Source organism: Arthrobacter sp. TJ-238 (assembly GCF_058269215.1).
Map to the genome: position 1 here is coordinate 473,292 of NZ_JBZCNH010000001.1, position 21,100 is coordinate 494,391.

The 21,100-nt window shown below is 70.9% G+C and carries 20 protein-coding genes; 8 read left to right on the forward strand and 12 right to left on the reverse strand.

The window, feature by feature from the left end; genetic code table 11:
• Positions 1–44: 44 nt before the first annotated feature.
• Complete coding sequence (locus tag AC4D2O_RS02270) at positions 45–227, reverse strand: hypothetical protein (protein ID WP_490904969.1); 183 nt, start codon at positions 225–227, stop codon at positions 45–47.
• A 119-nt stretch (positions 228–346) separates the two neighbouring features.
• On the opposite strand from AC4D2O_RS02270, the gene pgm reads away from it, so the two are divergent.
• Complete coding sequence (gene pgm, locus AC4D2O_RS02275; RefSeq protein ID WP_490904970.1) at positions 347–1,978, forward strand: phosphoglucomutase (alpha-D-glucose-1,6-bisphosphate-dependent); 1,632 nt, start codon at positions 347–349, stop codon at positions 1,976–1,978.
• A gap of 4 nt (positions 1,979–1,982) precedes the next feature.
• Here pgm and AC4D2O_RS02280 read toward each other — a convergent pair whose 3' ends face one another.
• The gene (locus tag AC4D2O_RS02280) at positions 1,983–3,350 is read right to left on the reverse strand and encodes an aldehyde dehydrogenase family protein (protein ID WP_490904971.1); all 1,368 of its coding nucleotides are present in this window, start codon (positions 3,348–3,350) and stop codon (positions 1,983–1,985) included.
• Positions 3,347–4,201 (reverse strand): SDR family NAD(P)-dependent oxidoreductase, encoded by an 855-nt coding sequence (locus tag AC4D2O_RS02285; RefSeq protein ID WP_490904972.1) that lies wholly within the window; start codon positions 4,199–4,201, stop codon positions 3,347–3,349. Before AC4D2O_RS02285 ends, AC4D2O_RS02280 begins: the two co-directional genes overlap by 4 nt.
• Before the next feature lie 101 nt (positions 4,202–4,302).
• Here AC4D2O_RS02285 and AC4D2O_RS02290 point away from each other — a divergent pair, with 101 nt between their 5' ends.
• The 3 genes from AC4D2O_RS02290 to AC4D2O_RS02300 all read left to right on the forward strand — a co-directional run bounded on the left by AC4D2O_RS02290 (position 4,303) and on the right by AC4D2O_RS02300 (position 8,267).
• Entirely contained in the window at positions 4,303–5,631 is a 1,329-nt protein-coding gene (locus tag AC4D2O_RS02290; protein WP_490904973.1) for a uracil-xanthine permease family protein, read from the forward strand.
• A 49-nt stretch (positions 5,632–5,680) separates the two neighbouring features.
• A complete protein-coding gene (locus AC4D2O_RS02295; RefSeq protein ID WP_490904974.1) occupies positions 5,681–6,679 on the forward strand; it encodes a hypothetical protein in 999 nt (332 codons plus the stop codon).
• Between the two features lie 124 nt (positions 6,680–6,803).
• A complete protein-coding gene (locus AC4D2O_RS02300; protein ID WP_490904975.1) occupies positions 6,804–8,267 on the forward strand; it encodes a glycoside hydrolase family 43 protein in 1,464 nt (487 codons plus the stop codon).
• A 166-nt stretch (positions 8,268–8,433) separates the two neighbouring features.
• Here the strand turns inward: AC4D2O_RS02300 and AC4D2O_RS02305 are convergent, their stop codons facing one another.
• From AC4D2O_RS02305 to AC4D2O_RS02325, 5 genes are all read right to left on the reverse strand, one after another.
• Complete coding sequence (locus AC4D2O_RS02305; RefSeq protein ID WP_490904976.1) at positions 8,434–9,267, reverse strand: glycerophosphodiester phosphodiesterase family protein; 834 nt, start codon at positions 9,265–9,267, stop codon at positions 8,434–8,436.
• A complete protein-coding gene (locus AC4D2O_RS02310) occupies positions 9,245–10,054 on the reverse strand; it encodes an HAD family hydrolase (RefSeq protein WP_490904977.1) in 810 nt (269 codons plus the stop codon). The genes AC4D2O_RS02305 and AC4D2O_RS02310 overlap by 23 nt, the downstream gene beginning before the upstream one ends.
• Before the next feature lie 46 nt (positions 10,055–10,100).
• Positions 10,101–10,628: a YbhB/YbcL family Raf kinase inhibitor-like protein gene (locus tag AC4D2O_RS02315; protein WP_490904978.1), complete on the reverse strand. Its 528-nt coding sequence runs from the start codon at positions 10,626–10,628 to the stop codon at positions 10,101–10,103.
• A 35-nt stretch (positions 10,629–10,663) separates the two neighbouring features.
• Complete coding sequence (locus AC4D2O_RS02320; RefSeq protein ID WP_490904979.1) at positions 10,664–11,587, reverse strand: carbohydrate kinase family protein; 924 nt, start codon at positions 11,585–11,587, stop codon at positions 10,664–10,666.
• A 130-nt stretch (positions 11,588–11,717) separates the two neighbouring features.
• A complete protein-coding gene (locus AC4D2O_RS02325) occupies positions 11,718–12,200 on the reverse strand; it encodes a PGPGW domain-containing protein (RefSeq protein WP_490904980.1) in 483 nt (160 codons plus the stop codon).
• A 154-nt stretch (positions 12,201–12,354) separates the two neighbouring features.
• Between AC4D2O_RS02325 and AC4D2O_RS02330 the strand changes: the two genes are divergently transcribed.
• The 3 genes from AC4D2O_RS02330 to AC4D2O_RS02340 are packed head-to-tail and all read left to right on the forward strand — an operon-like array spanning position 12,355 to position 14,759.
• Positions 12,355–13,335, forward strand: a complete 981-nt coding sequence (locus AC4D2O_RS02330; protein ID WP_490904981.1) for a ring-cleaving dioxygenase — start codon at positions 12,355–12,357, stop codon at positions 13,333–13,335.
• A 1-nt stretch (position 13,336) separates the two neighbouring features.
• Positions 13,337–13,978 carry an alpha/beta hydrolase gene (locus AC4D2O_RS02335; RefSeq protein WP_490904982.1) on the forward strand — a complete coding sequence of 214 codons (642 nt, stop codon included), beginning with the start codon at positions 13,337–13,339 and terminating at the stop codon, positions 13,976–13,978.
• Positions 13,971–14,759 (forward strand): isocitrate lyase/PEP mutase family protein, encoded by a 789-nt coding sequence (locus AC4D2O_RS02340; protein WP_490904983.1) that lies wholly within the window; start codon positions 13,971–13,973, stop codon positions 14,757–14,759. Before AC4D2O_RS02335 ends, AC4D2O_RS02340 begins: the two co-directional genes overlap by 8 nt.
• Before the next feature lie 30 nt (positions 14,760–14,789).
• On the opposite strand, the gene AC4D2O_RS02345 is transcribed toward AC4D2O_RS02340, so the two are convergent.
• Positions 14,790–15,620, reverse strand: coding sequence for an alpha/beta hydrolase (locus AC4D2O_RS02345; protein WP_490905176.1), 831 nt, complete (start codon positions 15,618–15,620; stop codon positions 14,790–14,792).
• 149 nt (positions 15,621–15,769) lie between these two features.
• Here AC4D2O_RS02345 and AC4D2O_RS02350 point away from each other — a divergent pair, with 149 nt between their 5' ends.
• A complete protein-coding gene (locus AC4D2O_RS02350; protein ID WP_490904984.1) occupies positions 15,770–16,879 on the forward strand; it encodes a GTP pyrophosphokinase in 1,110 nt (369 codons plus the stop codon).
• Positions 16,880–16,906: 27 nt separating this feature from the next.
• Here the strand turns inward: AC4D2O_RS02350 and AC4D2O_RS02355 are convergent, their stop codons facing one another.
• From AC4D2O_RS02355 to AC4D2O_RS02365, 3 genes are read right to left on the reverse strand one after another with little or no spacing between them, the layout of a single operon-like run.
• The gene (locus tag AC4D2O_RS02355) at positions 16,907–18,403 is read right to left on the reverse strand and encodes a carboxyl transferase domain-containing protein (protein WP_490904985.1); all 1,497 of its coding nucleotides are present in this window, start codon (positions 18,401–18,403) and stop codon (positions 16,907–16,909) included.
• Positions 18,400–19,617: a CaiB/BaiF CoA transferase family protein gene (locus tag AC4D2O_RS02360; RefSeq protein WP_490904986.1), complete on the reverse strand. Its 1,218-nt coding sequence runs from the start codon at positions 19,615–19,617 to the stop codon at positions 18,400–18,402. Before AC4D2O_RS02360 ends, AC4D2O_RS02355 begins: the two co-directional genes overlap by 4 nt.
• Before the next feature lie 50 nt (positions 19,618–19,667).
• A complete protein-coding gene (locus AC4D2O_RS02365; RefSeq protein ID WP_490904987.1) occupies positions 19,668–21,032 on the reverse strand; it encodes an SLC13 family permease in 1,365 nt (454 codons plus the stop codon).
• Positions 21,033–21,100 lie beyond the last annotated feature (68 nt).

Below are 21,100 nucleotides of genomic sequence, written 5' to 3' on the forward strand. Positions count from 1 at the left end.
GACCGGCAGGAGCCGCTGTCCCCGCGGGAGCCCGCCAGGTCCTGTCAGTCGCCCGATCCGCCGTCGTTCGATCCGCCGTCGTTGTCCACCTCGAAGTCGGGAGCGATCTCGTCCTCCGTGCCGGGTCCGCCGTAGCCGCCGGCGTCCTGCTCCTCGAGCTTGCCGGCGTCCTGCGAGCCCTGCTCCTCGGGGTCGCCGGTGGGGGTGTCGCTGGGATTCTCGCTCATGGTGGTGCCTTCCCGTGATCCGTCTGCCCCTGGCTGGGTGCTGATACTCAGCTTACTGATGACCGGAGGGCGGGCAACCGGCTGGTGTAATCACGGGCGTTCTTTGGCATGCTGGGGCCATGGCTAACCGAGCGGGCACCGTAGCCCTCCCCAGCGACCTCGTCGACGTGACCAAACTCCTCGACGCGTACTTCGACGTCGAACCCGACCTGGGCGACCCCGCACAGCGTGTGGCCTTCGGGACCTCCGGGCACCGCGGGTCGTCGCTCAAGTCCTCCTTCAACGAGGGACACATCGCGGCGATCACGCAGGCGATCGTCGAGTACCGCGCCGGGCAGGGCATCACCGGCCCGCTGTTCATGGGCAAGGACACGCACGCCCTCTCCGAGCCGGCGCAGAACACGGCCCTCGAGGTGCTGGCGGCCAACAGCGTCAGCGTCCTGATCGACGCGCGCGGCGCCTACACCCCCACTCCCGCCGTCTCGCACGCCATCCTCACCTACAACGCGACGCGCACGGACCGGGCCGACGGCATCGTCATCACGCCCTCGCACAATCCGCCGGGCGACGGCGGCTTCAAGTACAACCCCCCGCACGGCGGACCCGCCGATTCGGATGCCACGAACTGGATCGCGGACCGCGCCAACGAACTCCTCGAGGGCGGCCTGCGCGAGGTCAGGCGCCTGCCGATCGCGCAGGCCCGCCCATCGGCCGGCATCAGCAGCTACGACTTCCTGCAGCACTACGTCGACGACCTCCCGTCCGTGCTGAACCTCGACGCCATCCGGGCCGCGGGCGTGCACATCGGCGCCGACCCCATGGGCGGCGCCTCGGTGGACTACTGGGGTGCCATCGGCGAGCGCCACAACCTGAACCTCACGGTGGTGAACCCGACCGTCGACCCGCAGTGGGCCTTCATGACGCTGGACTGGGACGAGAAGATCCGCATGGACTGCTCGTCCCCGTCCGCCATGGCGTCGCTGATCGGACGGGCCAAGGAGTTCGACATCGCGACGGGCAACGACGCCGACGCTGACCGCCACGGCATCGTCACCCCCGACGCCGGCCTGATGAACCCGAACCACTATCTCGCCGTCGCCATCCAGTACCTCTACGCGAACCGCCCGAACTGGCGGGCGGACGCGGTGATCGGCAAGACCCTCGTGTCGTCGTCGATCATCGACCGGGTCGCCTCGGACCTCGGCCGCGTGCTGCAGGAGGTCCCCGTGGGCTTCAAGTGGTTCGTGCCCGGCCTGCTCAGCGGTGAGCTCGCCTTCGGCGGCGAGGAGTCCGCCGGAGCCTCCTTCCTGCGCCTCGACGGCACGCCCTGGAGCACCGACAAGGACGGCCTCCTCCTTGCGCTGCTGGCCTCCGAGATCACCGCCGTGACCGGGCGGACGCCGTCGCAGCACTACGCCGGCCTGACGGAGCGCTTCGGCGCCCCGGTCTACGCCCGGATCGACGCCGCGGCCACACGCGAGCAGAAGGCGGCGCTGGGCAGGCTCTCGCCGTCGGACGTCACCGCGACGACCCTCGCGGGCGAGGAGATCACCGCGCGGCTGACGGAGGCCCCCGGTAACGGCGCGCCCGTGGGAGGGCTCAAGGTCACCACCGAGAACGCCTGGTTCGCAGCGCGTCCCTCGGGCACCGAGGACGTCTACAAGATCTACGCGGAATCGTTCCGCGGCGAGGAGCACCTGAAGCAGGTGCAGGCCGAGGCGAAGGCCCTCGTGGACGGCGTCATCAGCTGACCCTTCAGAGGAGTCTGCGCAGCAGCCTCCTCTTGAAAGGCCCGAAGGGCGGGTACGCGAGACGCAGCGTGTCCAGCCCCGAGGGCTTGGAGAACACGGGCTGCAGGTGGCTGAACGTCGTGAAGGACTGGCGGCCGTGGTAGCTGCCGGTGCCGCTCGCGCCCACGCCACCGAACGGCAGCCCGGGGACCGCGAGCTGGATCGTGCAGACGTTGTGCGCCAGCCCGCCCGCCTGGACACCGTCCGTGAAGGCACGCAGGTCCTCGTCGCGGTCGCTGAACAGGTAGGCGGCCAGGGGGTGCGGCCGCGCGCCGATGAAGCCGATCGCCTCGGCCAGGTCCCGCACCTCGAGGATGGGCAGCAGCGGGCCGAAGATCTCCTCCTGCATGAGCGCGGACGCGGGGTCCACGTCGCGCAGGACGGTCGGTTCGAGGTAGCGCTCGGCGCGCTCGTGCCGCCCTCCGGACACGACGGTGCCGCCGGACAGGAGCCCCACGAGGCGGTCGAAGTGGTGTTCGTTGATGATGCGCCCGTAGTCGGCGGAGGCCCTCGGGTCACTGCCGTAGAACTCGCGGACGGCGTCCGCGAGCGCGTCCGCCAGGACGGGAGCGGCCTCCGGTGTCGTCAGGACGTAGTCGGGGGCCACGCAGGTCTGGGCCGCGTTCATGAACTTGCCGTAGGCGATCCGTCGCGCGGCGACCCGCAGGTCGCCGCCCACGACGACAGCCGGCGACTTCCCGCCGAGCTCCAGCGTCACGGGCGTGAGGTGCTCGGCGGCCGCCTTCATCACGATCTTCCCCACGCGTTCGCCACCGGTGTAGAAGACGTGGTCGAACGGCTGCGCCAGCAGATCCGTGCTCGTCTCGGGGCCGCCTTCGACGACGGCCACCGCCTCGGCGTCGAGGTACTGCGGGACGAGGCGGGCGAGTACCCGGGACGTCGAGGCGGCCAGTTCGCTGGGCTTCAGGACGGCCGTGTTGCCGGCCGCGAGCGCCCCCACGAGCGGGGCCAGTACGAGCTGCATCGGGTAGTTCCAGGGGCCGATGATGAGCACGACCCCGAGCGGTCGCGCCTGGGTCCACGCGCGTGCCGGCCGCAGCCCGTCCGGCACCGGGATCCTCTCCGGGGCCATCCATCGTTCGAGGTGCTTCAGGGCGAAGTCCAGTTCGGCGCGCACGACCGCGATCTCCGAGAGGAATGCCTCCGTGCGGCTCTTGCCGAGGTCCTCCTCCAGCGCGGATGTCAGGTCCTCCTCACGTTCGACGAGGAGGCGGCGTAGAGCTTCGAGCTGACCGCGCCGCCAGCCGGCGGGTCGGGTGGCGCCGGTACGGAAGTACCGACGTCGGCTGTCCAGGAGTGCTGTGGCGTTCATCGCCCGTCCTTCGTCTCGGAGGCGGCGCCGCCCTGGCGCCCGGTGAAATGGTCCATGGAGCTGTAGACCCCGAAGATGCGTCCGGCGACGACGTCCCACACGGGTTGCGGCAGCAGGGCGCGGAGCGTGCCGGCGAGCTGCACGGTCCAGGGAAGCTGGACCCGCGCCCGCCCCCGGAGCATGCCGCGCCACGCCCGGTCCACCACGTACTCCGGCTCCATGAGCGGTGTCAGCAGGGGCCCGCGGGCACCCTCGAACATGCCGGTGCTGATGTAACTGGGAATCAGGGTGGTCACGGCGATCGGCTGCTTCGCGGTCTTCAATTCGAGGCGCAGGGAGTCGCTCCAGCCGATCACGGCCCACTTGGACGCCGCGTACACGCTCATCCTCGGGACGGACAGGGTGCCCGACGCCGAGGCCACGTTGAGGATCCGGGCGTCGGCACCCCGCTCCATCATGGCCGGGAGGAAGGCGCGCGTGACGTGCATCGGGCCGCCCGTGTTGATGCGCAGGGTGAGGTCGATGTCGGCGTCGTGGTCGTGCTCCCAGAAGTACTTGCCGCGCACGATCCCCGCGTTGTTCACCAGCACGTCCGGCACGCCGACCTCGTCCAGGACAGCGCCTGCAGCGGACCGGACGGACTCCACCGAGGCGACGTCCACCACGTAGCTGTGGAGCGCGCTCGCCTCGGAGGCGAGGCCCGTGACCGCCTCCTCGAGGGCCTGCCCGTCCACGTCCCACAGCACGACGGCGGCGGCACCCTCCCGGACGGCGCGCTCGGCGTAGAGCCGGCCCATGCCCCTTCCCGCGCCCGTGACCAGTACGGTGCGCCCTCGGACCGTGAATACCATCTCCTGCCCTTCTCCTCGAGAACCAGCAACGTAACATGCCCGTCATGCGTGGCCGATAGGATTTCGGGAAGCCCCTCGCACCCCCTCCGGAAGGCATGTCCATGAGCGCACGAGGTATGAGCTGGACCCTCCACGGGGACGGCAGGAACGTCCGCCCGGGGCGCTTCGTCGCTCCGGAGGAACGCCTCAGCTGGCCGAGGACCATCGGCATCGGCGCCCAGCACGTCGTCGCGATGTTCGGGGCGACCTTCCTCGTCCCGCTCATCACCGGCTTCCCGCCGTCGACCACCCTGCTGTTCTCGGGGATCGGGACCATCCTGTTCCTCGTGATCACGGCGGGGAAGGTGCCGAGCTACCTCGGTTCGAGCTTCGCCTTCATCGCGCCCATCGCCGCGGCGCAGGGCCAGTACGGACCGGCGGGCGCCCTCGGCGGCATCGTCATGGCCGGGGCGGCCCTCGCGGTCATCGGGCTGATCGTCCACACCGCGGGCGCCCGGTGGATCCAGGTCGCCATGCCGCCGATCGTCACGGGCTCCATCGTGGCCCTGATCGGCCTGAACCTGGCACCGACCGCGAAGGCGAGCTTCGAGCAGGCACCGCTCACCGCTCTCGTCACCGTGATCGCGATCCTGCTCGTCACTGTGCTGTTCAAGGGCATCCTCGGGCGGCTCTCGATCCTCGTCGGCGTCCTCGCCGGCTACGTCGTGGCGATGATCCGCGGCGAGGTGGACTTCGCCGCGATCGGCGATGCCGCGTGGATCGGTCTGCCGGACTTCTCCACCCCAGAGTTCCACCTCTCCGTCGTCGGCCTCTTCGTCCCCGTGGTCCTCGTGCTCGTCGCGGAGAACATCGGCCACGTGAAGTCCGTGGCGGCGATGACCGATCGGGACCTCGACCCCCTGACCGGGCGCGCACTCATGGCGGACGGGCTCGCCACCATGATCGCCGGCGCCGGAGGCGGGTCCGGCACCACCACGTACGCCGAGAACATCGGCGTCATGGCGGCCTCCCGCGTCTACTCGACGGCCGCCTACTGGGTGGCGGGGATCGTCGCCATCCTGCTGAGCCTCTTCCCGAAGTTCGGGGCGCTCATCGCCACCGTGCCGCCCGGGGTGCTCGGCGGCGCGGGCGTGGTGCTGTACGGCATGATCGGCATCCTCGGTGTCCGCATCTGGGTGCAGAACCAGGTGAACTTCTCCAACCCCATCAACCTGTCGACGGCAGGAGTGGCGCTGGTCATCGGGATCGCCGACTTCACCTGGGTCATCGGGGACCTGACCTTCGCGGGGATCGCCCTCGGCACCGCTGCGGCGCTCCTCGTCTTCCACGGCATGACGGGGATCGCCCGGGCACGAGGCAGCGAACACGTGGCCGGTCCGCAGGAACTGGAGTCGAGCGACCACGGGAGCAGGCCCTCCAAGCTCGGCTGACCCGATGTAACAATGATCACATGCGTCACATCCCCACCCCCTGCGCTCGATGAACAACTCCCTCGAGATCTGGGCCTCCCCCGAGTGGCGGTGCGGGGCGGAGCAGTGGATCGACGCCGCGCTCGAGGCCTTCGGGCTGCGGCGGCTCGGTCCGGCCGAGCAGCCGCGCATCCGCTTCTGGTCCACCCAGCTGACCGTCCCCACGGATCACGGGATGCTGTGGTTCAAGGAGAACAACCTGGGCCAGTTGCCGGAGGCCTCCGTCATGTCCCTCCTCGGCGAGCTGGTGCCGGACCACGTGGCGGCGCCCCTGGCGATCGAACCGTCCCGGGGATGGATGCTCACCGCTGACCACGGAGCCACGCTGGACAGCCTGGAATCGGACGATCCTGCCATCTGGGCGCGCATCACGAGCGACTTCGCCGATCTCCAGCAGCTCGTCGCCCCGTACGGCGAGCGGCTCGCCGAGGCCGGGCTGGTCCTCATGAACCCGGAGGTGGCCGCCAACTTCGTCGAGAACCAGCTCCTGCTCCACACAGGCCTGCCGGCCGGGCACCCGCTGTACCTGTCCGCGGAGGAGGCGGACGACGTCGTACGCGGACTCCCCGCCATCCACCGCGCGGTCGAGGTGCTCCGCGGCGTGGGCGTGCCCCTCTCCCTGGACCACAACGACCTGCACGCCCGGAACTGCTTCCTCCCCGGGGCGGGCAACGAGCCGCTGCGGTTCTTCGACTTCGCGGACGCGTACTGGGCGCACCCGTTCAGTGCCCTGCTGGTGCCCATCGAGCAGATGCGGGCGCAGTGGAGCACGACGGCGGACGATCCGCGGATCCAGGCCGTCGTCAGCGCCTACCTCGAGCGATGGACCGACCACGCCTCCCTGCCGGAGCTGCGAGCCGCCGTCGAGCCCGCCCTGAAACTGGCCCGGGCGCATCGGTACGGCTCCTGGCTGCGCCTGCTGGTGTACGCGGACGACGCGTCGATGCGCACCTACGCACCGGCGACGCTCGACCACCTGCGGACGCTTTCGGATCCTGTCCTCCGATAAACGGCGATCCCCCTTGACGGCCCCTCGTGCGCATGCGAGTGTTCTACAACGATGTAGACAACGATGTAAACGGGCGGTGCGAGGTCCTCGCGCTGCTTTCTCCCCATCGAAAGGACACGTGATAATGACGTCACGTCACAAGATTTGGTCTCGCTCCGCAAGTGTCATCGCCGTCCTGGCCCTCGCCTTCACGGGCGCGGCGGTGCCCGCCTCGGCAGGCCCGAAGGCTACGGGTGAACCGGCCACCCTCACCCAGCAGTCGGCCGCACGCAGCCTCGACGACCTCGTCGGCGGCAAGTCCGTGGTCGGCGAGACCAGCCCCATCCACGACCCCGCCCTGATCATCGACGACGACGGCACCTGGTACGTCTACTCCACCGGTCTCCTGGCCCGCGAGAACGGCGGCACCATCCAGGCCTGGTCCTCGAAGGACGAGGGAACCACCTGGGAATACCGCGGCACGGTGTGGGACCGCATCCCCGCCTGGATCGACGAGCGCTATGCCGGCGGTGTCCTCCCGGAGAACCTGTGGGCTCCGGAGATCTACGAGAACGACGGCACCTACTACCTCTACTACTCGGCGTCCCAGTTCGGCGGGAACAACTCGCTCACGGCCCTGGCGACGAACACCACCCTCGATCCCGATGACCCCGACTACGAGTGGGTGGACCAGGGCCTCGTCGTCGATTCCCCCGTCACGGGCCTCGACCCGAACAATCCCGGCAAGACCTTCAACGCCATCGACGCCGGCATCGTCGAGGACGCGGACGGCAAGCCCTACATGTCGATCGGTTCCTTCTGGTACGGGATCTTCCTGGTGCCGCTCGAGTGGCCGAGCGGCAAGCCGGTGGAGAACTGGCAGTCGCAGACCGTCAACCTCGCTGACCGCTTCATCCCGGGCAACCCCATCGAGGCGCCCTACATCATGCAGCGCGACGGCTACTACTACCTGTTCACGTCCTTCGACTTCTGCTGCCGCGGCGCGGACTCCACGTACAAGATCGCCGTGGCCCGCTCGGAATCCATCACGGGCCCGTATCTCGACAAGCAGGGCCGCGACATGATGGGCGGCGGAGGAACCATCCTCATGGAATCGCACGGGGCCATGAACGGCCTCGGCGGACAGTCCGTGTTCGGCGACTACCTCGCGTTCCACTACTACGACCGTGACAACGCAGCAGCCCCGTACATCCCGACCCTCGGCCTGCAGAAGATGGGCTGGGAGGACGGCTGGCCGACGGTCGACCAGACGGTCGACCTGCCCGCCCTCGTGTCCGCCCCCGCGGCGGCGACGGTCCGTGAGGGACACAAGGCACACTTCACGGCGAGCGCCACCGGCACTCCTGAGCCGGTGGCGGTGTGGGAGAGCTCGGACGACGACGGCGCCACCTGGCAGACCGCGGACGTCACGCAGCGTGCGGAGCGGAACGACGACGGGACGTACACGTCGACGGCCGAGGTCAAGAAGGCCCTGGCCGCGCAGGACGGGCGGCTGTTCCGGGCGACCTTCTCCAATCCCCACGGCACTGTGACCACGGACCCCGTGGAGCTGACCGTGAGTCCGAAACCCGGCAAGGGCCGCCCATAGACCCTGCGGCGTCCATGCACCAGGGCGCCGCAGTCATCAGGCTCGATGGGTCAGCGGTGGGCGCGATACCCCGATGATGCATCGATACAGGAAACCCGGTTGCGGGAGTGGCCGCAACCGGGTTTCCGCATGTCGGAAGCCCCCTGCTGGTCCGACCCATCCGCTCCTAACGGTCGCGCGGACCGCCCTGCGGCCAGGCGGAGCGGTCGCGCATGCAGGCGGCGAGCACATCGGCGGCATCGGAGACGAGACCGTCGACGCCGAGGTCGAGCAGCCGGTCCATGTCGTCGCGCGCGTTGACGGTCCAGACGTGCACCTGGAGGCCGGCCGCATGGCAGGCAGCGACGAACCGTCGCGTCACCACGCGCACGCCGCGGTACGTCTCGGGGACCTGGAGGGCCTGGACGCGGGCCATCCGGCCGATCGGTCCCGCCAGCCCCAGCGGCGCGGCCACCTTCAGGAGGGCGTTCACCGCCATGCCCGCGGACGACGCCGTCGGCGCGTCCAGGAGGCGCAGCACCCGTCCACGACGCCTGTCCGAGAAGGACGCCACGAGCACGCGGTCGTGCACGCCGAGCCGGTTGACGAGCTCCGCGAAGGGCCGCACGCAGTCGTCGCTCTTGATGTCGATGTTCAGGCGGAGCTCCGGCCAGCGCAGCAGGACGTCCTCGAGCGGAGGGATGCCACCGGTCCCGCCGACCGGCAGGGCCGCGAGATCCTCGGCGGCCCTTGCCGCGACCGGGCCATGCGCCGGTGTGACGCGATCGAGGGTCTCGTCGTGGAACACCATCACCACGCCGTCACTGGACGCGCGGACGTCGATCTCGAGGTAGCGGAAGCCGAGCCCTACGGCGCGGGCGAAGGCGTCCATGGTGTTCTCACCGCCGTCCGGGGCGAACCCGCGGTGCGCGAACGCGAGAGGAACTGCGCCGTCGTGCGGCGCGGAGCGGTCGACCAGGTAGTGGTAGCGGCCCGGGTCAGGCCGTGCGGAGCGCCGCAAGCCGTTCCTCCAGCACTTGCGCCACGCCGTCCTCCTCGAACGGCGGTGCCATGAGGTTCGCGGCGGCGAGCGCGTCCGGGTGGCCCGAGGCCATGGCGTACCCCTGGCCCGCCCAGTCGAGCATCTGCACGTCGTTGGGCATGTCCCCGAAGGCGACGACGTCCGCGGCGTCGATCCCGCGTTCCGCCGCGTACCGGGCGAGGGTGACGGACTTGTTGATGTCGGGGACGGCCATCTCGAGCAGCGCGATGCTGGGCGCGGAGTGCGTCGTCGAGACGAGGTGGGCCACGGCGGGCCGGACGGCGGCGAGGAACTCGTCGGGCGAGACGGCCCTCTCCCTGGCCAGGAACTTCACGACGTGCTCGCCCGGCAGGGACTCCTCGAAGGGCTGCGCCGAGATCCCGCCGAGGAGCTCCGAGGTGGCCGCCTCTGCGAATCCGGATTCGATCTTGAACCCGGTGACCGTCTCGGCGGCGAACGTCGCCGCGGGGAAGAGCTTGCGGATGATGTCCCGGGCCGCGTAGACGGCCTCCGGGTCCAGCAGCTGGGCATCGAGGACGCGCTCGGCCTCGAGATCGTAGGTCAGGGCTCCGTTGGAGCAGATGACCGTCCCGGTGTGGCCGAGCTGGTCCCGCAGGGGCTGCAGCCAGCGCGGAGGGCGGCCCGTGACGAACACGACGTCGACCCCCGCCTCCGCACACGCGCGGAACGCACGCACGGTGCGCTCGCTCATCCTGCCGTCGTGGCCCACGACGGTCCCATCCATGTCGCTCGCCACGAGGCGCATCGCTGACTCCTTCAGGTTCCGGACTACCACCCTACCGGCGTCCGGCCTACTGCTCGAAGGTGCCGATCAGCCGGGCCCGGCCGATCGTGCTCGAGAAGAGGGTGAAGCCGAGGTAGGCGGGTGAGGCCTCGGGCGAGATGTCCACGGACTCGACGTCCAGGGCATGCACCACCACGTGGTAGTGGTGGGGGCCGTGGCCCACCGGCGGTGCGGCACCCACGAAGCCCGCGAAACCACCGTCGTTGCGCAGCTGCACGGCGCCCTCGGGCAGCAACCCGGAACCGTCGGTCCCCGCACCCGCGGGCAGGGACGTGGTGGTCACGGGAAGATTGGCGACGGACCAGTGCCAGAAGCCGCTCGCAGTGGGGGCGTCCGGATCGTAGACGGTCACGGCGAAGCTCTTGGTGCCGTCGGGGAAGCCGCTCCAGCTGAGCTGTGGCGACTCGTCCCTGCCGCCCGCACCCATCACGCCGGATGCCTGCGCGGGGTCGAGAGGCTGGTTGTGCGTGACGGTCTCGCTGGTCAGCGTGAACGCGGGTACCTGCGGGAGGTCGGCGTAGGGGTCGCGGGTCATGGGTGTGCTCCTCGGGTCGTCGTGGTGCGCGGCGGTCAGGCCGGGGGTGCCATCTCGTCCCGCGACGGCGGGTTGGCACCCGCGCGGGAGACGGTGACGGCCGCAGCCCGGGCCGCGTACTGCAGCATGGCGGTCAGCTGTCCGAGGTTGATTCGGCGCAGCTCCTCCCGCCGATGGGCGCCGTCGAGCTCGAGGTCCACGAGGGCTCCCACCAGGGCGGCCATGAAGGAGTCCCCGGCTCCCACGGTGTCCACCACGCTGGTGACGGGGGCGGGGACGGCGGCCTCGCCGGCCCGGCTCACGCCCCAGGGTCCGGCGGAGCCGCGGGTCACCACGACGACGGCGGCGCCGGCGGCCAGCCAGGCGCGGGCGGAGTCCTCAGGGCTGCGATCGGGGTAGAGCCACTCGAGGTCCTCGTCGGAGGCCTTGACGACGTCGGCCAGGGCGACGAACCTCTCGGCCTGGGCCCGGGCGAACGCGACATCGCGGATGATGGTGGGCCGGCAGTTGGGGTCGTACGTGACGGTGACGAGGGGGTGGGCCGCCGTCACGAGGGCCAGGACGTCGTCGGCTCCGGGTGTGAGCATCGTGGCGATCGACCCGGTGTGCAGGAGGGTGGTGCCGTCGAGGAGCCTGTCCTTCTGCGCCGCGAGTCCCGGCAGGTCCCACACGAGCCGGAAAGCGTAGGACGCCCCTCCCGCCGGGTCCAGGCGCGCGGTGGCCACGCTCGTGGGCGAGGCGTCCGGCTCCACGGGGAAGGGGACCGAGTTGTCGCGGAGGTGCTTCTCGATCATCCGCCCGTACTCGTCGTCCCCGTAACGACCCACGAACTGGGTGGGATGCCCGAGGCGCGCGAGCCCCACCGCCACGTTCATCGGGCTGCCGCCCACATGAGCGCGCATGGGAGCGGTGTCGCTGACGACTTCGTCGATGAGGGTTTCCCCGATCACGGTGAGCACTTCCTCAACGTACCAGCCGCCGCACCCCCGCCATCAGGGCAGTTCCGCCTCGACCCCGCCCCGCGGACGCCGCCGGTCGGCGGGAGGACCCGGCGCTCCGCGGCCACCGACCCCGGTCGAGGGATCGGGCCTACTCCGTCTCCGCGCGCAATCCGCGCGGGCGCGCGGGGATCGGACGGCCGCGGAACCGGCGCACGCTGTACACGATCAGCACGAGGGCGATGATCGAGGAGGCGATGAGGCTGATGCCGGTACCCGCTCCCCCGAACAGCCACCACCGGTCCGCGAGGAACCACCAGGCCGGCACGCCGGGCTGGAGGATCCAGACCACACCGAGGCTCATGATCACGAGCGCGCTGGCGCAGCTCACGGCGATCCGGGGGATGGTCTTCACCCCGAGCGCGGCTGCGTGGTAGGCGTTCTGCTTCAGGGGCGTCAGGTAGCGGCGGGCCCAGTGGTACTGCTGCGACAGGACCGCGAGGCCGGCGGCGAGCATCAGGAGCCCCGGGCCGGGCAGCACCAGGGCCGCGACACCGAGTACCACGAGGGTCCAGCCGACCACTTCGATGCCGGTGCGGCGGACCCACCCGGAGACCCGCTCTCTCGCTGCCATGCGAACAGGATGACACAGGAAGCTGACGGCCCACGACGGTCAGCAGGCTGCCGATCGGCACCCGGAGCTCCGGGCCGGGGAACAAAACCCATCATTCATGCGTTTGCATGGACATGCCGGCGCCCGCCCGGCCGGCCATACCAAGGAGGACAGCGTGACTGTACAAACCGAAGGTCTCCACCACGTCACCGCGATCGCCGGTGACCCCCAGAAGAACATCGACTTCTACATCAAGGGGCTGGGCCTGCGGCTCGTCAAGAAGACCGTGAACTTCGACGACCCCGGCACCTACCACCTGTACTACGGCGACGAATCCGGCCGCCCCGGCTCGCTCCTGACCTTCTTCCCCTGGCAGGGCATCCGCAGCGGGCGCATCGGCAGCGGACAGTCGACCACCACGGCCTTCTCCGTACCGCAGGGCACCCTCGGCTGGTGGCAGGAGCACTTCAAGGCCCTCGGCGTCGAGTCCACCATCGCCCGCGCGTCGTCCGAGGAGGAGCGCCTCTCGCTCCGCGACCCCGACGGCCTGCAGATCGATCTGGTGGCCTCCTCCCTCTCCGACCCGCGCAACCCCTGGGACTCCGCCTCCGTACCCGCCGAGTACGCGGTGCGCGGCCAGCACTCCTCCGTCCTGACCGTCCAGGACCCCACCGCCACCCTCGAGACGTTCACCCGCGACCTCGGCATGACCGTCCTCGCCGAGAAGGACGGCCGCTACCGCCTCAGCACGCACGCCGGCGAGCCCGGCACGGTCGTCGACGTCGTCACGGACCCGCGCGGCGAGCGCGGCCTCGTGGCCGGCGGCACGGTGCACCACATCGCGTTCCGCGTCCCCGACCAGCAGACGCAGGAACTCTGGCGCCAGGAGCTCGCCGAGCGCGGCTACGGGGTGACGGCGATCCTCGACCGGCAGTACTTCACCTCGATCTACTTCCGCGAGCCGGGAGGCACGCTCCTCGAGATCGCCACCGACACCCCGGGGTTCGACATCGACGAGCCCCTGCTGGAGCTCGGCCGTTCCCTGAAACTGCCGCCGTGGCTCGAGCCCAACCGCGAGGCCATCGCGCACTCGGTCGCGAAGATCGACCTGCCGGCCGAGAACAACCCCGCCGTCCAGGCCTTCTTCAGGAGCTGACATGAGCACACCCTCCGACTGGCCGCACCTGTTCGCGGCAGGAGCAGCAGGCACGCCCGTGCTGCTGCTCCTGCACGGCACGGGCGGCACCGAGCACGACCTCCTGCCGCTCGTGGAGCGCCTCGCCCCCGGCGCGGGCTACCTCGCCCCGCGAGGACCCGTGCAGGAACACGGGTTGAACCGCTGGTTCCGCCGCTTCGGCGAAGGCGTGTTCGACGTCGACGACGTGGTGCGCCGCGCGGGTGGACTCGCGGCGTTCATCGGCTGGGCGCGGGACCACTACGGGATCGCCGACCGTCCGCTCGTCGCCGTCGGCTTCTCCAACGGGGCGAACATCGCGCTCGCCACGGCGCTGCTCCACCCTGACGCCGTCCGGAGCGCCGTCGCGTTCTCGGGCATGTTCCCGCTGGAGGGGCGTACCATCGACGCGGACCTCTCCGGCTCGTCGATCGCCCTGTTCAACGGGGAGTCCGACGCCATGGCCCCGATCGACAGCGTGATCCGTGTCGGTTCGATCCTCGAGAGCCGTGGCGCCGAAGTAGACCGGAACGTCCGCGAGGGCGGTCACGGGATCCATCCCACCGAGGTGGACGGCGCAGCCGCCTGGATCGCCTCGCATACCCGGAAGGTACTCAATGACTGAAGCACGCACCGATCTCGCAGCGAAGGCCACCACTCTCGCCCAGCTGCACTCCGCCCCGGAGCTCCTCCAGGTCGTCAACGTCTGGGACGTCATCAGCGCGAAGACGATCGCCGGCATCCCGGGCACGAAGGCACTGGCCACGGCGAGCCACTCCATCGCCGCGTCGCTCGGCTACGCGGACGGCGAGAACATCCCGCTCGAGGAGATGATCACCGCCGTCGGGCGGATCGCCGCAGCGACGGACCTGCCCGTCTCCGCCGACCTCGAAGCCGGCTACGGTGACCCCGAGGACACGGTCCGCCGTGCGATCGGCGTCGGGATCGTCGGCGCGAACATCGAGGACCAGATGCGGCCGCTGGCCGACGCCATCACGCAGATGGAGGCGGTCCTGAAGGCCGGGACATCGGAGGGTGTCGACTTCGTGCTGAATGCGCGGACGGATGCCTTCGTGAAGGCGGGAGAGCGCGATCCGGCGGACGTCCTGGCCGACGCCGTGGAGCGCGGCAAGGCGTACCTGGACCTCGGCGCCACGAACGTCTTCGTCCCCGGCCTGCTCGACGAGCACACCGTGACCGCCCTCGTGGAGGCCTTCGGCCCGCAGCGCCTGAGCGTCATCAACGTTCCGGGCAGCCTCGCGCCGTCGCGCCTGCAGGAGCTCGGCGTGGCCCGCATCTCCTACGGGCCGTGGACGCAGCGCGTCGCGCTCACCGCCCTGGCGAACTCCGCACGGGAACTGCTCGCCGACGGCGCCCTGCCCGAGGGCACGCTCCCGCTCAACTGAGCGCGCTTCGACGGACGCAGCGGACCCCGGTCAGCCCTCGGGCGGGCCGGGGTCCGCTGCGTCCGCGGCGGCGTCCAGCAGGCCCACGATCCGCTCCCAGGCCTCGGTTCCCGGGGTGATGACGGCGAAGTGGTCCCCCGGGACCAGGACCAGTTCGGCTGCCGCGCCCGCCGCGGTCGCCGCCGCGACGTAGTTCTCGGCCTGGTTGAGCGGCACCGTGGTGTCCTCCGTGCCGTGGACCGCGTGGACGGGGACGTCGAGGGGGATCGCCGTCATCGGGTCCGCCAGCCGGTACCGCTCCGCGTCCCCGGAGGCTCCCAGCAGGTTCTCCACCGCGCCGTCGCTCAGTCCGAGCTCCCGCGCCTCGCCGAGGTCCAGCACCCCTGCCTGGCTGACGACGGCGGTCAGCGGCACGGCGGGGATCCCGGCGCCGGGTGCTCCGGAGGGCAGACGGGCCCTGCCCGCGGCCCAGACCGCGAGGTGCCCGCCCGCCGAGTGGCCGAGCGCTGTCGTCGACCCGAGGTCCAGGCCGTGCTCCGCCGCGGCCCTCCCGAGCGCGTCGATGCCGGCGGCGACGTCGTCGAACGTCGCGGGCCAGCCGCCTCCGTTGCCCGCGCGCCGGTACTCGAGGTTCCAGCAGGCGTATCCGCGGCCCGCGAGGTCCCGGGCGAGCGGCTCCCCCAGCTCCGCGCCGTAGGTGGAGCGCCAGTACCCGCCGTGGATGATGACGACGCCGCCGCGGACCCTATGATCGGGTGCGGGCAGGTAGAGGTCGGCGAACTGGCTGGGGTCGCCGCCGTAGCCGTACCGCTGGGGAGCCGTACCACTGGCGGACCCGCTCCCGGACCCCGTGCCCCTGATGCCGCAGGCGGTCAGCACAGCGGCACCGGCGGCGGCGAGAAGGTCGAGGAGGGAGCGTCGGCCCACGGGCCTCACCGGATTCACAGCTGAAGCGTAACCGTCGCCCGCGTTGGCTACGATGAAGTCTCTCCTCAGGAAAGGCACGGTGCATGGGCACTTGGGACGATCTCGACGAACGGCTGAGGCCGGCCGTCGAGGCGCATACGCGTGAGTACGAGCGCGTCCGGCCGGCCCTCGACCGCGTCACCTCGGCCATGCGGGACAGCATCGAGCGCATCTTCGACGGCACGGACCTCAAGCCTCTGTTCGTGACGGCCCGCACCAAGACGGTGGAGTCCTTCCGCGACAAGGCGTCCCGCACCCTGCCGTCCCCCGAGGCCGGAGCGACCCCGATCCTGGTGTTCCCGGATCCCCTGCGCAACCTCACCGACCTGGTGGGCGTTCGCATCATCACCACGCTCCCGCACGAGGTGGACCTCGCGGCGAACCTGCTCAAGCGGCAGCGCCACGAGTTCGACTGCCGCGGCGACCGGGAGAAGGACATCGGGTCCATCGAGTCCGGCACCTACGGCTACTCGAGCCGCCACCTCATCATGCGCACCATCCACAACGATGTGGTCCGCGCGTTCCAGCAGACCGTGGACCCCGAGACGAAGGCCGCCGGCAGTTACCTGTTCGAGGTGCAGGTGCGGACCGTGCTCGCGCACGCCTGGTCTGAGATCGAGCACGACATCCGCTTCAAGGCTTCCAACCCGAAGGCCTGGAGCCCCTACTTCGACCGGCAGTTCACCGGGACGGCTGCCATGCTCGAGACGGTCGAGTCGGCCTTCGCGGAACTCCACGAGCGGTACGAGACGGTCACGGGGTTCTGGGACGAGGACGGCGAGGGCAGTGCGCCCCTGACGCCGAACCGCATCCGGGACATCTGGCAGACCCTCCTGCCGCACGTGGACCGGAAGACGGACGACAACTGGGGCTGGGCGGCGGAACTGCTCGCCGCGCACGACCTCAGGACCACGCTGGAACTGGTGTCCCTGCTGCAGGCGGACACCATCACCACGGTGCGCAAGGCCCTCGACCACCGGTACTCGCCCGGCCCCGACCGGCTCCTCGACGACATGCTGCTCTGGCACTACGGCGAGCGGCACATCGACCTGACAGCCGAGCCGGCCGACGCGGAGAACACACCCCGCCGGGACAGCCTGCAGCGCCGGCACCGGCAGATGGAGCTGTACCGGGCGCAGCACCCGGCCCGCTGACGGGTCCGACCGACCGGCGCCGGGGCGTCAGCCCGCTCCGGCCCGATACTTCCCCGCGCGCCGCTCGAGGCGGTCGGCGGCCGGCAGGGTCCTGACCCGCGCCAGCTCGTACTCGATCGCCGTCGCCATCCGCTCGCAGAACGCCCGGCCCTCCTCGGCGGCATCGGGACGCTCGTCCACCACGTGATCGACGACGCCGCGTGCCATGAGCGCCGCGACCTTCACGCCCTGCGCCTCCGCCATCTCCGGCGCCCGGTCCACGGTGCGGTGCACGATCGCGCTCGCACCCTCGGGCGGCAGGGGCGAGAGCCAGGCGTGCTCGGCGGCGATGGTGCTGTCCGCCGGCAGCAGCGCGAGCGCCCCTCCGCCGGCGCCCTGCCCGAGCAGCACGGACACCGACGGCGAGGCCAGACCGATGAGATCGTGCAGGGACCGGGCGATCTCCCCGGCGAGCCCGCCCTCCTCCGCCGCTTTCGAGAGGTCCGCGCCGGCGGTGTCGATGACGGTCAGCAGCGGCAGTCCGAGCTCTTCGGCGAGCTTCATCCCGCGGCGCGCCTCGCGCAGCGACGCCGGGCCCATCCCGGGATCGCCGGGTTTCCGCGGCCGCTGGTGCCCGAGGACGATGCAGGGCCGGCTCCCGAAGCGGGCGAGCGCGAGCAGCAGTCCGGGGTCCTTCTCCCCCTGGCCCGTGCCGTTGAGCGGCAGGACGTCCCGGGCACCGTAGGCGAGGAGGCGGCGGAGGTCCGGTCGGCGGCGGTTGCGCGAGATCAGGATGGAGGTCCAGGCGTCCGCGGTGCCGGGCTGCACGGACGACGTCGAGGGTTCCGCGGGGAGCTCCGGCGGGTCGGCGAGCAGGACGGCGAGCGCGGTGTCCACGATCCCGGCCAGTTGCCCGGGCGGCACGACGGCGTCGATGAGGCCCTGGTCGAAGAGGTTCTCCGCGGTCTGCACGCCCGTCGGGAAGGGCTCCCCGTAGAGCGCCTCGTACACGCGCGGACCGAGGAAACCGAGGAGCGCCCCCGGCTCGGCGACCGTGACGTGGCCGAGCGACCCCCAGGACGCCATGACACCGCCCGTCGTCGGATGCCGGAGGTACACGAGATACGGGAGCCCGGCCTGCCGGTGCGCACGGACCGCCCCGGTGATCTCCACCATCGACAGGAACGCGGGTGTCCCCTCCTGCATGCGTGTGCCGCCCGACGCCGGGCCCGCGAGCAACGGCAGCCGCTCCGCGGTCGCGCGGCGGACGGCCGTCGTGATGCGGTGCGCCGCGGCGGCACCGATCGAGCCCGCCAGGAAGGTGAACTCCGAGACGATGACGGCCACCCGACGGCCGTGGATGAGGCCTTCCCCGGTCAATACCGACTCGTCCTCGCCGCTCTTCTCCCGGGCCCGTCGCAGCTCCTCCTCGTAGGCGGCGCCGGCGGAGGTCGGGGCGGGGCCGTCCCACGAGGTGAAGGACCCGGCGTCGAGCACGGCGCCGATGAGCTCGCGCGCGGTGAGGTGCCGTGCGGGAGTACTCACGCCCTGGGTCCGCCGGAGGTGGAGGCGAGCCAGGCGCGGATGGCGTCGCCGTCGCCGTCGAGCAGGGGCGGCGCGGTATGGCCGGCCGGAGTGGTCTCGGCGGCGCCGTCGAAGAAACGCAGCGGCGGCCCGGGCAGGGCGATGTCACCGAGGACCGGGTGCTGCACGGTGAGGAGGAGACCCTGCGAGTGCACCTGGTCCCAGGCGTAGACCTCGTCGAGGGTCCGCACCTTGCCCGCGGGGATGCCTGCCTCGTTGAGCTTCGCGAGCAGCGGCTCCGCCTCGTAGGCCGAGAACGCGTCCTCGATGACGCCGATCAGCTGGTCCCGGTTCCGCACGCGGTCGGCGTTGGACGCGAACTCGGGGCGCGTCCCGATGCCGAACGTGCTGGAGAACGTGGCCCACAGCCTCTCGCTGCCCACGCTGATCTGCACCTTGCCGCCGCGGCAGTTGAAGAGCCCGTAGGGTGCGATCGACGGGTGGTGGTTGCCCTGTGCGCGCGGCACCTCGCCCGCGACGGTGGTGCGCGTGCCCTGGAACGCGTGGACACCGATGATCGCGGCCAGCAGGGACGTGCGGACCACCTGTCCCCTGCCGGTGCGTTCCCGCTCCAGCAGCGCGGCGACGGCCCCGTACGCCCCGTACATGCCGGACAGCAGGTCGGCGATGGGCACGCCGACGCGCTGGGGGTTGTCCGGGTCCGGCCCTGTGACGGACATCAGCCCGGCCTCGCCCTGCACGATCTGGTCATACCCGCTGCGCGTCGCCTCGGGGCCGTCGTGGCCGAACCCGGTGATGGAGAGGATGACGAGGCCCGGGTTCAACTCGAGCATGGCATCGGTGGAGAAGCCGAGGCGGTCAAGGACGCCGGGCCGGAAGTTCTCGACGACCACGTCCGCACGGCGCAGCAGCTCCGTGAGGACGCTCCGGCCGTCGTCGCTCTTGAGGTCGAGGGCGATGGACTCCTTGTTCCTGTTGCAGGACAGGAAGTAGGTGGCCTGGCGGTCGTCCTCGGGACCGACGAACGGCGGGCCCCACCCGCGCGTGTCGTCGCCGGTGCCCGGCGTCTCGACCTTGATCACCCGCGCGCCCAGGTCCCCGAGCATCATGCCGGCGTGCGGCCCGGCGAGCGCCCGGCTGAGGTCGACGACGAGGCGCCCGGCCAGGGGCCCCCCGCGATCGGTCGTGCCGGCGGCGGTCGGTTCGGCGCTCATGCTTCCTCCGGTGGGGTGCTGTGGGGTGCTGGTGGGGTCGATGGGGCGGCTCAGAGCCAGCCGGGTACCACGAGGACGAGCCAGGCGATGAGCGGTCCGGCCACGACGACGATGGCCCCGTAGCCGAGGATCTGCCGGTAGAAGCGGTCCTTGTCCGTGCCTTCGGGCGCGTTCGCCAGGACGAGCGCACCGTTGGTGGAGAACGGCGAGACGTCCACGATCGTCGAGGACACAGCGAGGGCGCAGACGACGCCGACGGCGCTCACGGCGCCCGTCTCGAGGAACGGGATGGCCAGCGGGATCAGGGCGGCGAGGATGGCGGTGGAGGAGGCGAAGGCGGAGACCACGGCGCCGATGTAGCAGATGAGCAGGGCTGCGAGCAGGGGCATGCCGAGGCCGGCGACGCCGTCGGACACGTACTCGATGGTTCCCGCCGCCTGCAGCACCCCGACGAAGGTGAGCATGCCGCAGATGAGCAGCACGGTGGACCAGGCGATCTTGTTGACCGCACCGCTCTGGGCCTTCGGGGAGATGAGCGCGAGGATCACGGCGACCGTGATGGCCACGAAGCCGACGTCGACCTTGAAACCGAGGGCGATCACGGCGAGGGCGATCAGGCCGAGGATCGTGGCGGGCTGCGAGATGCGGTCCTCGCGCGTCCTGGTGGCGACGACGCCGTCGCCCGCGGGGTCGCGGGGTCCGTAGGTGCCGCTGCCCGTGCCCTTGTAGGCGACGTCCGCGCGGCGCATGCCGGGGCTCGCTTGGAGGCGGGCCTCCGCGGCCTCCTCGATGAACTCGCCCATCCGGGACGACATCAGCTTGCGTCCGCCGAGGACGACGAACAGGACGACGGCGATGAGCAGGTTGAAGATGAAGCTGGTGAGGAAGACGGCCAGCGGGCTCGACTCGAAGCCCGATTCGCCGACGATGTCATTGACGATCACGCCGTACACGGCGATGGGCGAGAAGCCGCCGGCCTGCGCACCGTGCACGACCATCATGCCCATGAGCAGCGGGGAGATCTTGTGGCGAGCCGCGAACCCGAGCGCCACGGGCGCCATGATCGCCACCGCCGCCGGGCCGAGCGCGCCGACGGCGGTGATGACGGCCGTGATGAGGAACATGACCCACGGGATGAGGGCCACGCGGTTTCGCACGAGTTTCACGGCGCCGTTGACCAGGAGGTCGATCGTGCCGTTGTTCTGCGCGATGGCGAACAGGTAGGTCACCCCCACGAGCGTGAGGAACAGCCCGCCCGGGAACTCCGCGATGATGTCGTCGGTATCCATCCCGAGGACGACGGCGCCGAGCAGGAAGGCGCCCACGAAGGCGAGGGCGCCCATGTTGATGGGCAGCAGGGTGGCGATCAGGAACATCGCCGCGAGGATGATGATCGAGAGCAGTGGAGCGGACATCGTTATCCTCCAGCGGGCGATGAGCAGGTGGTGAGCAGGTGGTGGGCTCTGTTGCACGCTACACGACG

Coding starts and splice junctions, on each gene's coding strand:
- AC4D2O_RS02300 (WP_490904975.1), top strand. CDS start 6,804: ATGACGTCACGTCACAAGATTTGGTCTCGCTCCGCAAGTGTCATCGCC.
- AC4D2O_RS02270 (WP_490904969.1), bottom strand. CDS start 227: ATGAGCGAGAATCCCAGCGACACCCCCACCGGCGACCCCGAGGAGCAG.
- AC4D2O_RS02280 (WP_490904971.1), bottom strand. CDS start 3,350: ATGAACGCCACAGCACTCCTGGACAGCCGACGTCGGTACTTCCGTACC.
- AC4D2O_RS02360 (WP_490904986.1), bottom strand. CDS start 19,617: ATGAGCGCCGAACCGACCGCCGCCGGCACGACCGATCGCGGGGGGCCC.
- AC4D2O_RS02335 (WP_490904982.1), top strand. CDS start 13,337: ATGAGCACACCCTCCGACTGGCCGCACCTGTTCGCGGCAGGAGCAGCA.
- AC4D2O_RS02365 (WP_490904987.1), bottom strand. CDS start 21,032: ATGTCCGCTCCACTGCTCTCGATCATCATCCTCGCGGCGATGTTCCTG.
- AC4D2O_RS02285 (WP_490904972.1), bottom strand. CDS start 4,201: ATGGTATTCACGGTCCGAGGGCGCACCGTACTGGTCACGGGCGCGGGA.
- AC4D2O_RS02295 (WP_490904974.1), top strand. CDS start 5,681: ATGAACAACTCCCTCGAGATCTGGGCCTCCCCCGAGTGGCGGTGCGGG.
- pgm (WP_490904970.1), top strand. CDS start 347: ATGGCTAACCGAGCGGGCACCGTAGCCCTCCCCAGCGACCTCGTCGAC.
- AC4D2O_RS02315 (WP_490904978.1), bottom strand. CDS start 10,628: ATGACCCGCGACCCCTACGCCGACCTCCCGCAGGTACCCGCGTTCACG.
- AC4D2O_RS02325 (WP_490904980.1), bottom strand. CDS start 12,200: ATGGCAGCGAGAGAGCGGGTCTCCGGGTGGGTCCGCCGCACCGGCATC.
- AC4D2O_RS02340 (WP_490904983.1), top strand. CDS start 13,971: ATGACTGAAGCACGCACCGATCTCGCAGCGAAGGCCACCACTCTCGCC.
- AC4D2O_RS02310 (WP_490904977.1), bottom strand. CDS start 10,054: ATGCGCCTCGTGGCGAGCGACATGGATGGGACCGTCGTGGGCCACGAC.
- AC4D2O_RS02290 (WP_490904973.1), top strand. CDS start 4,303: ATGAGCGCACGAGGTATGAGCTGGACCCTCCACGGGGACGGCAGGAAC.
- AC4D2O_RS02350 (WP_490904984.1), top strand. CDS start 15,770: ATGGGCACTTGGGACGATCTCGACGAACGGCTGAGGCCGGCCGTCGAG.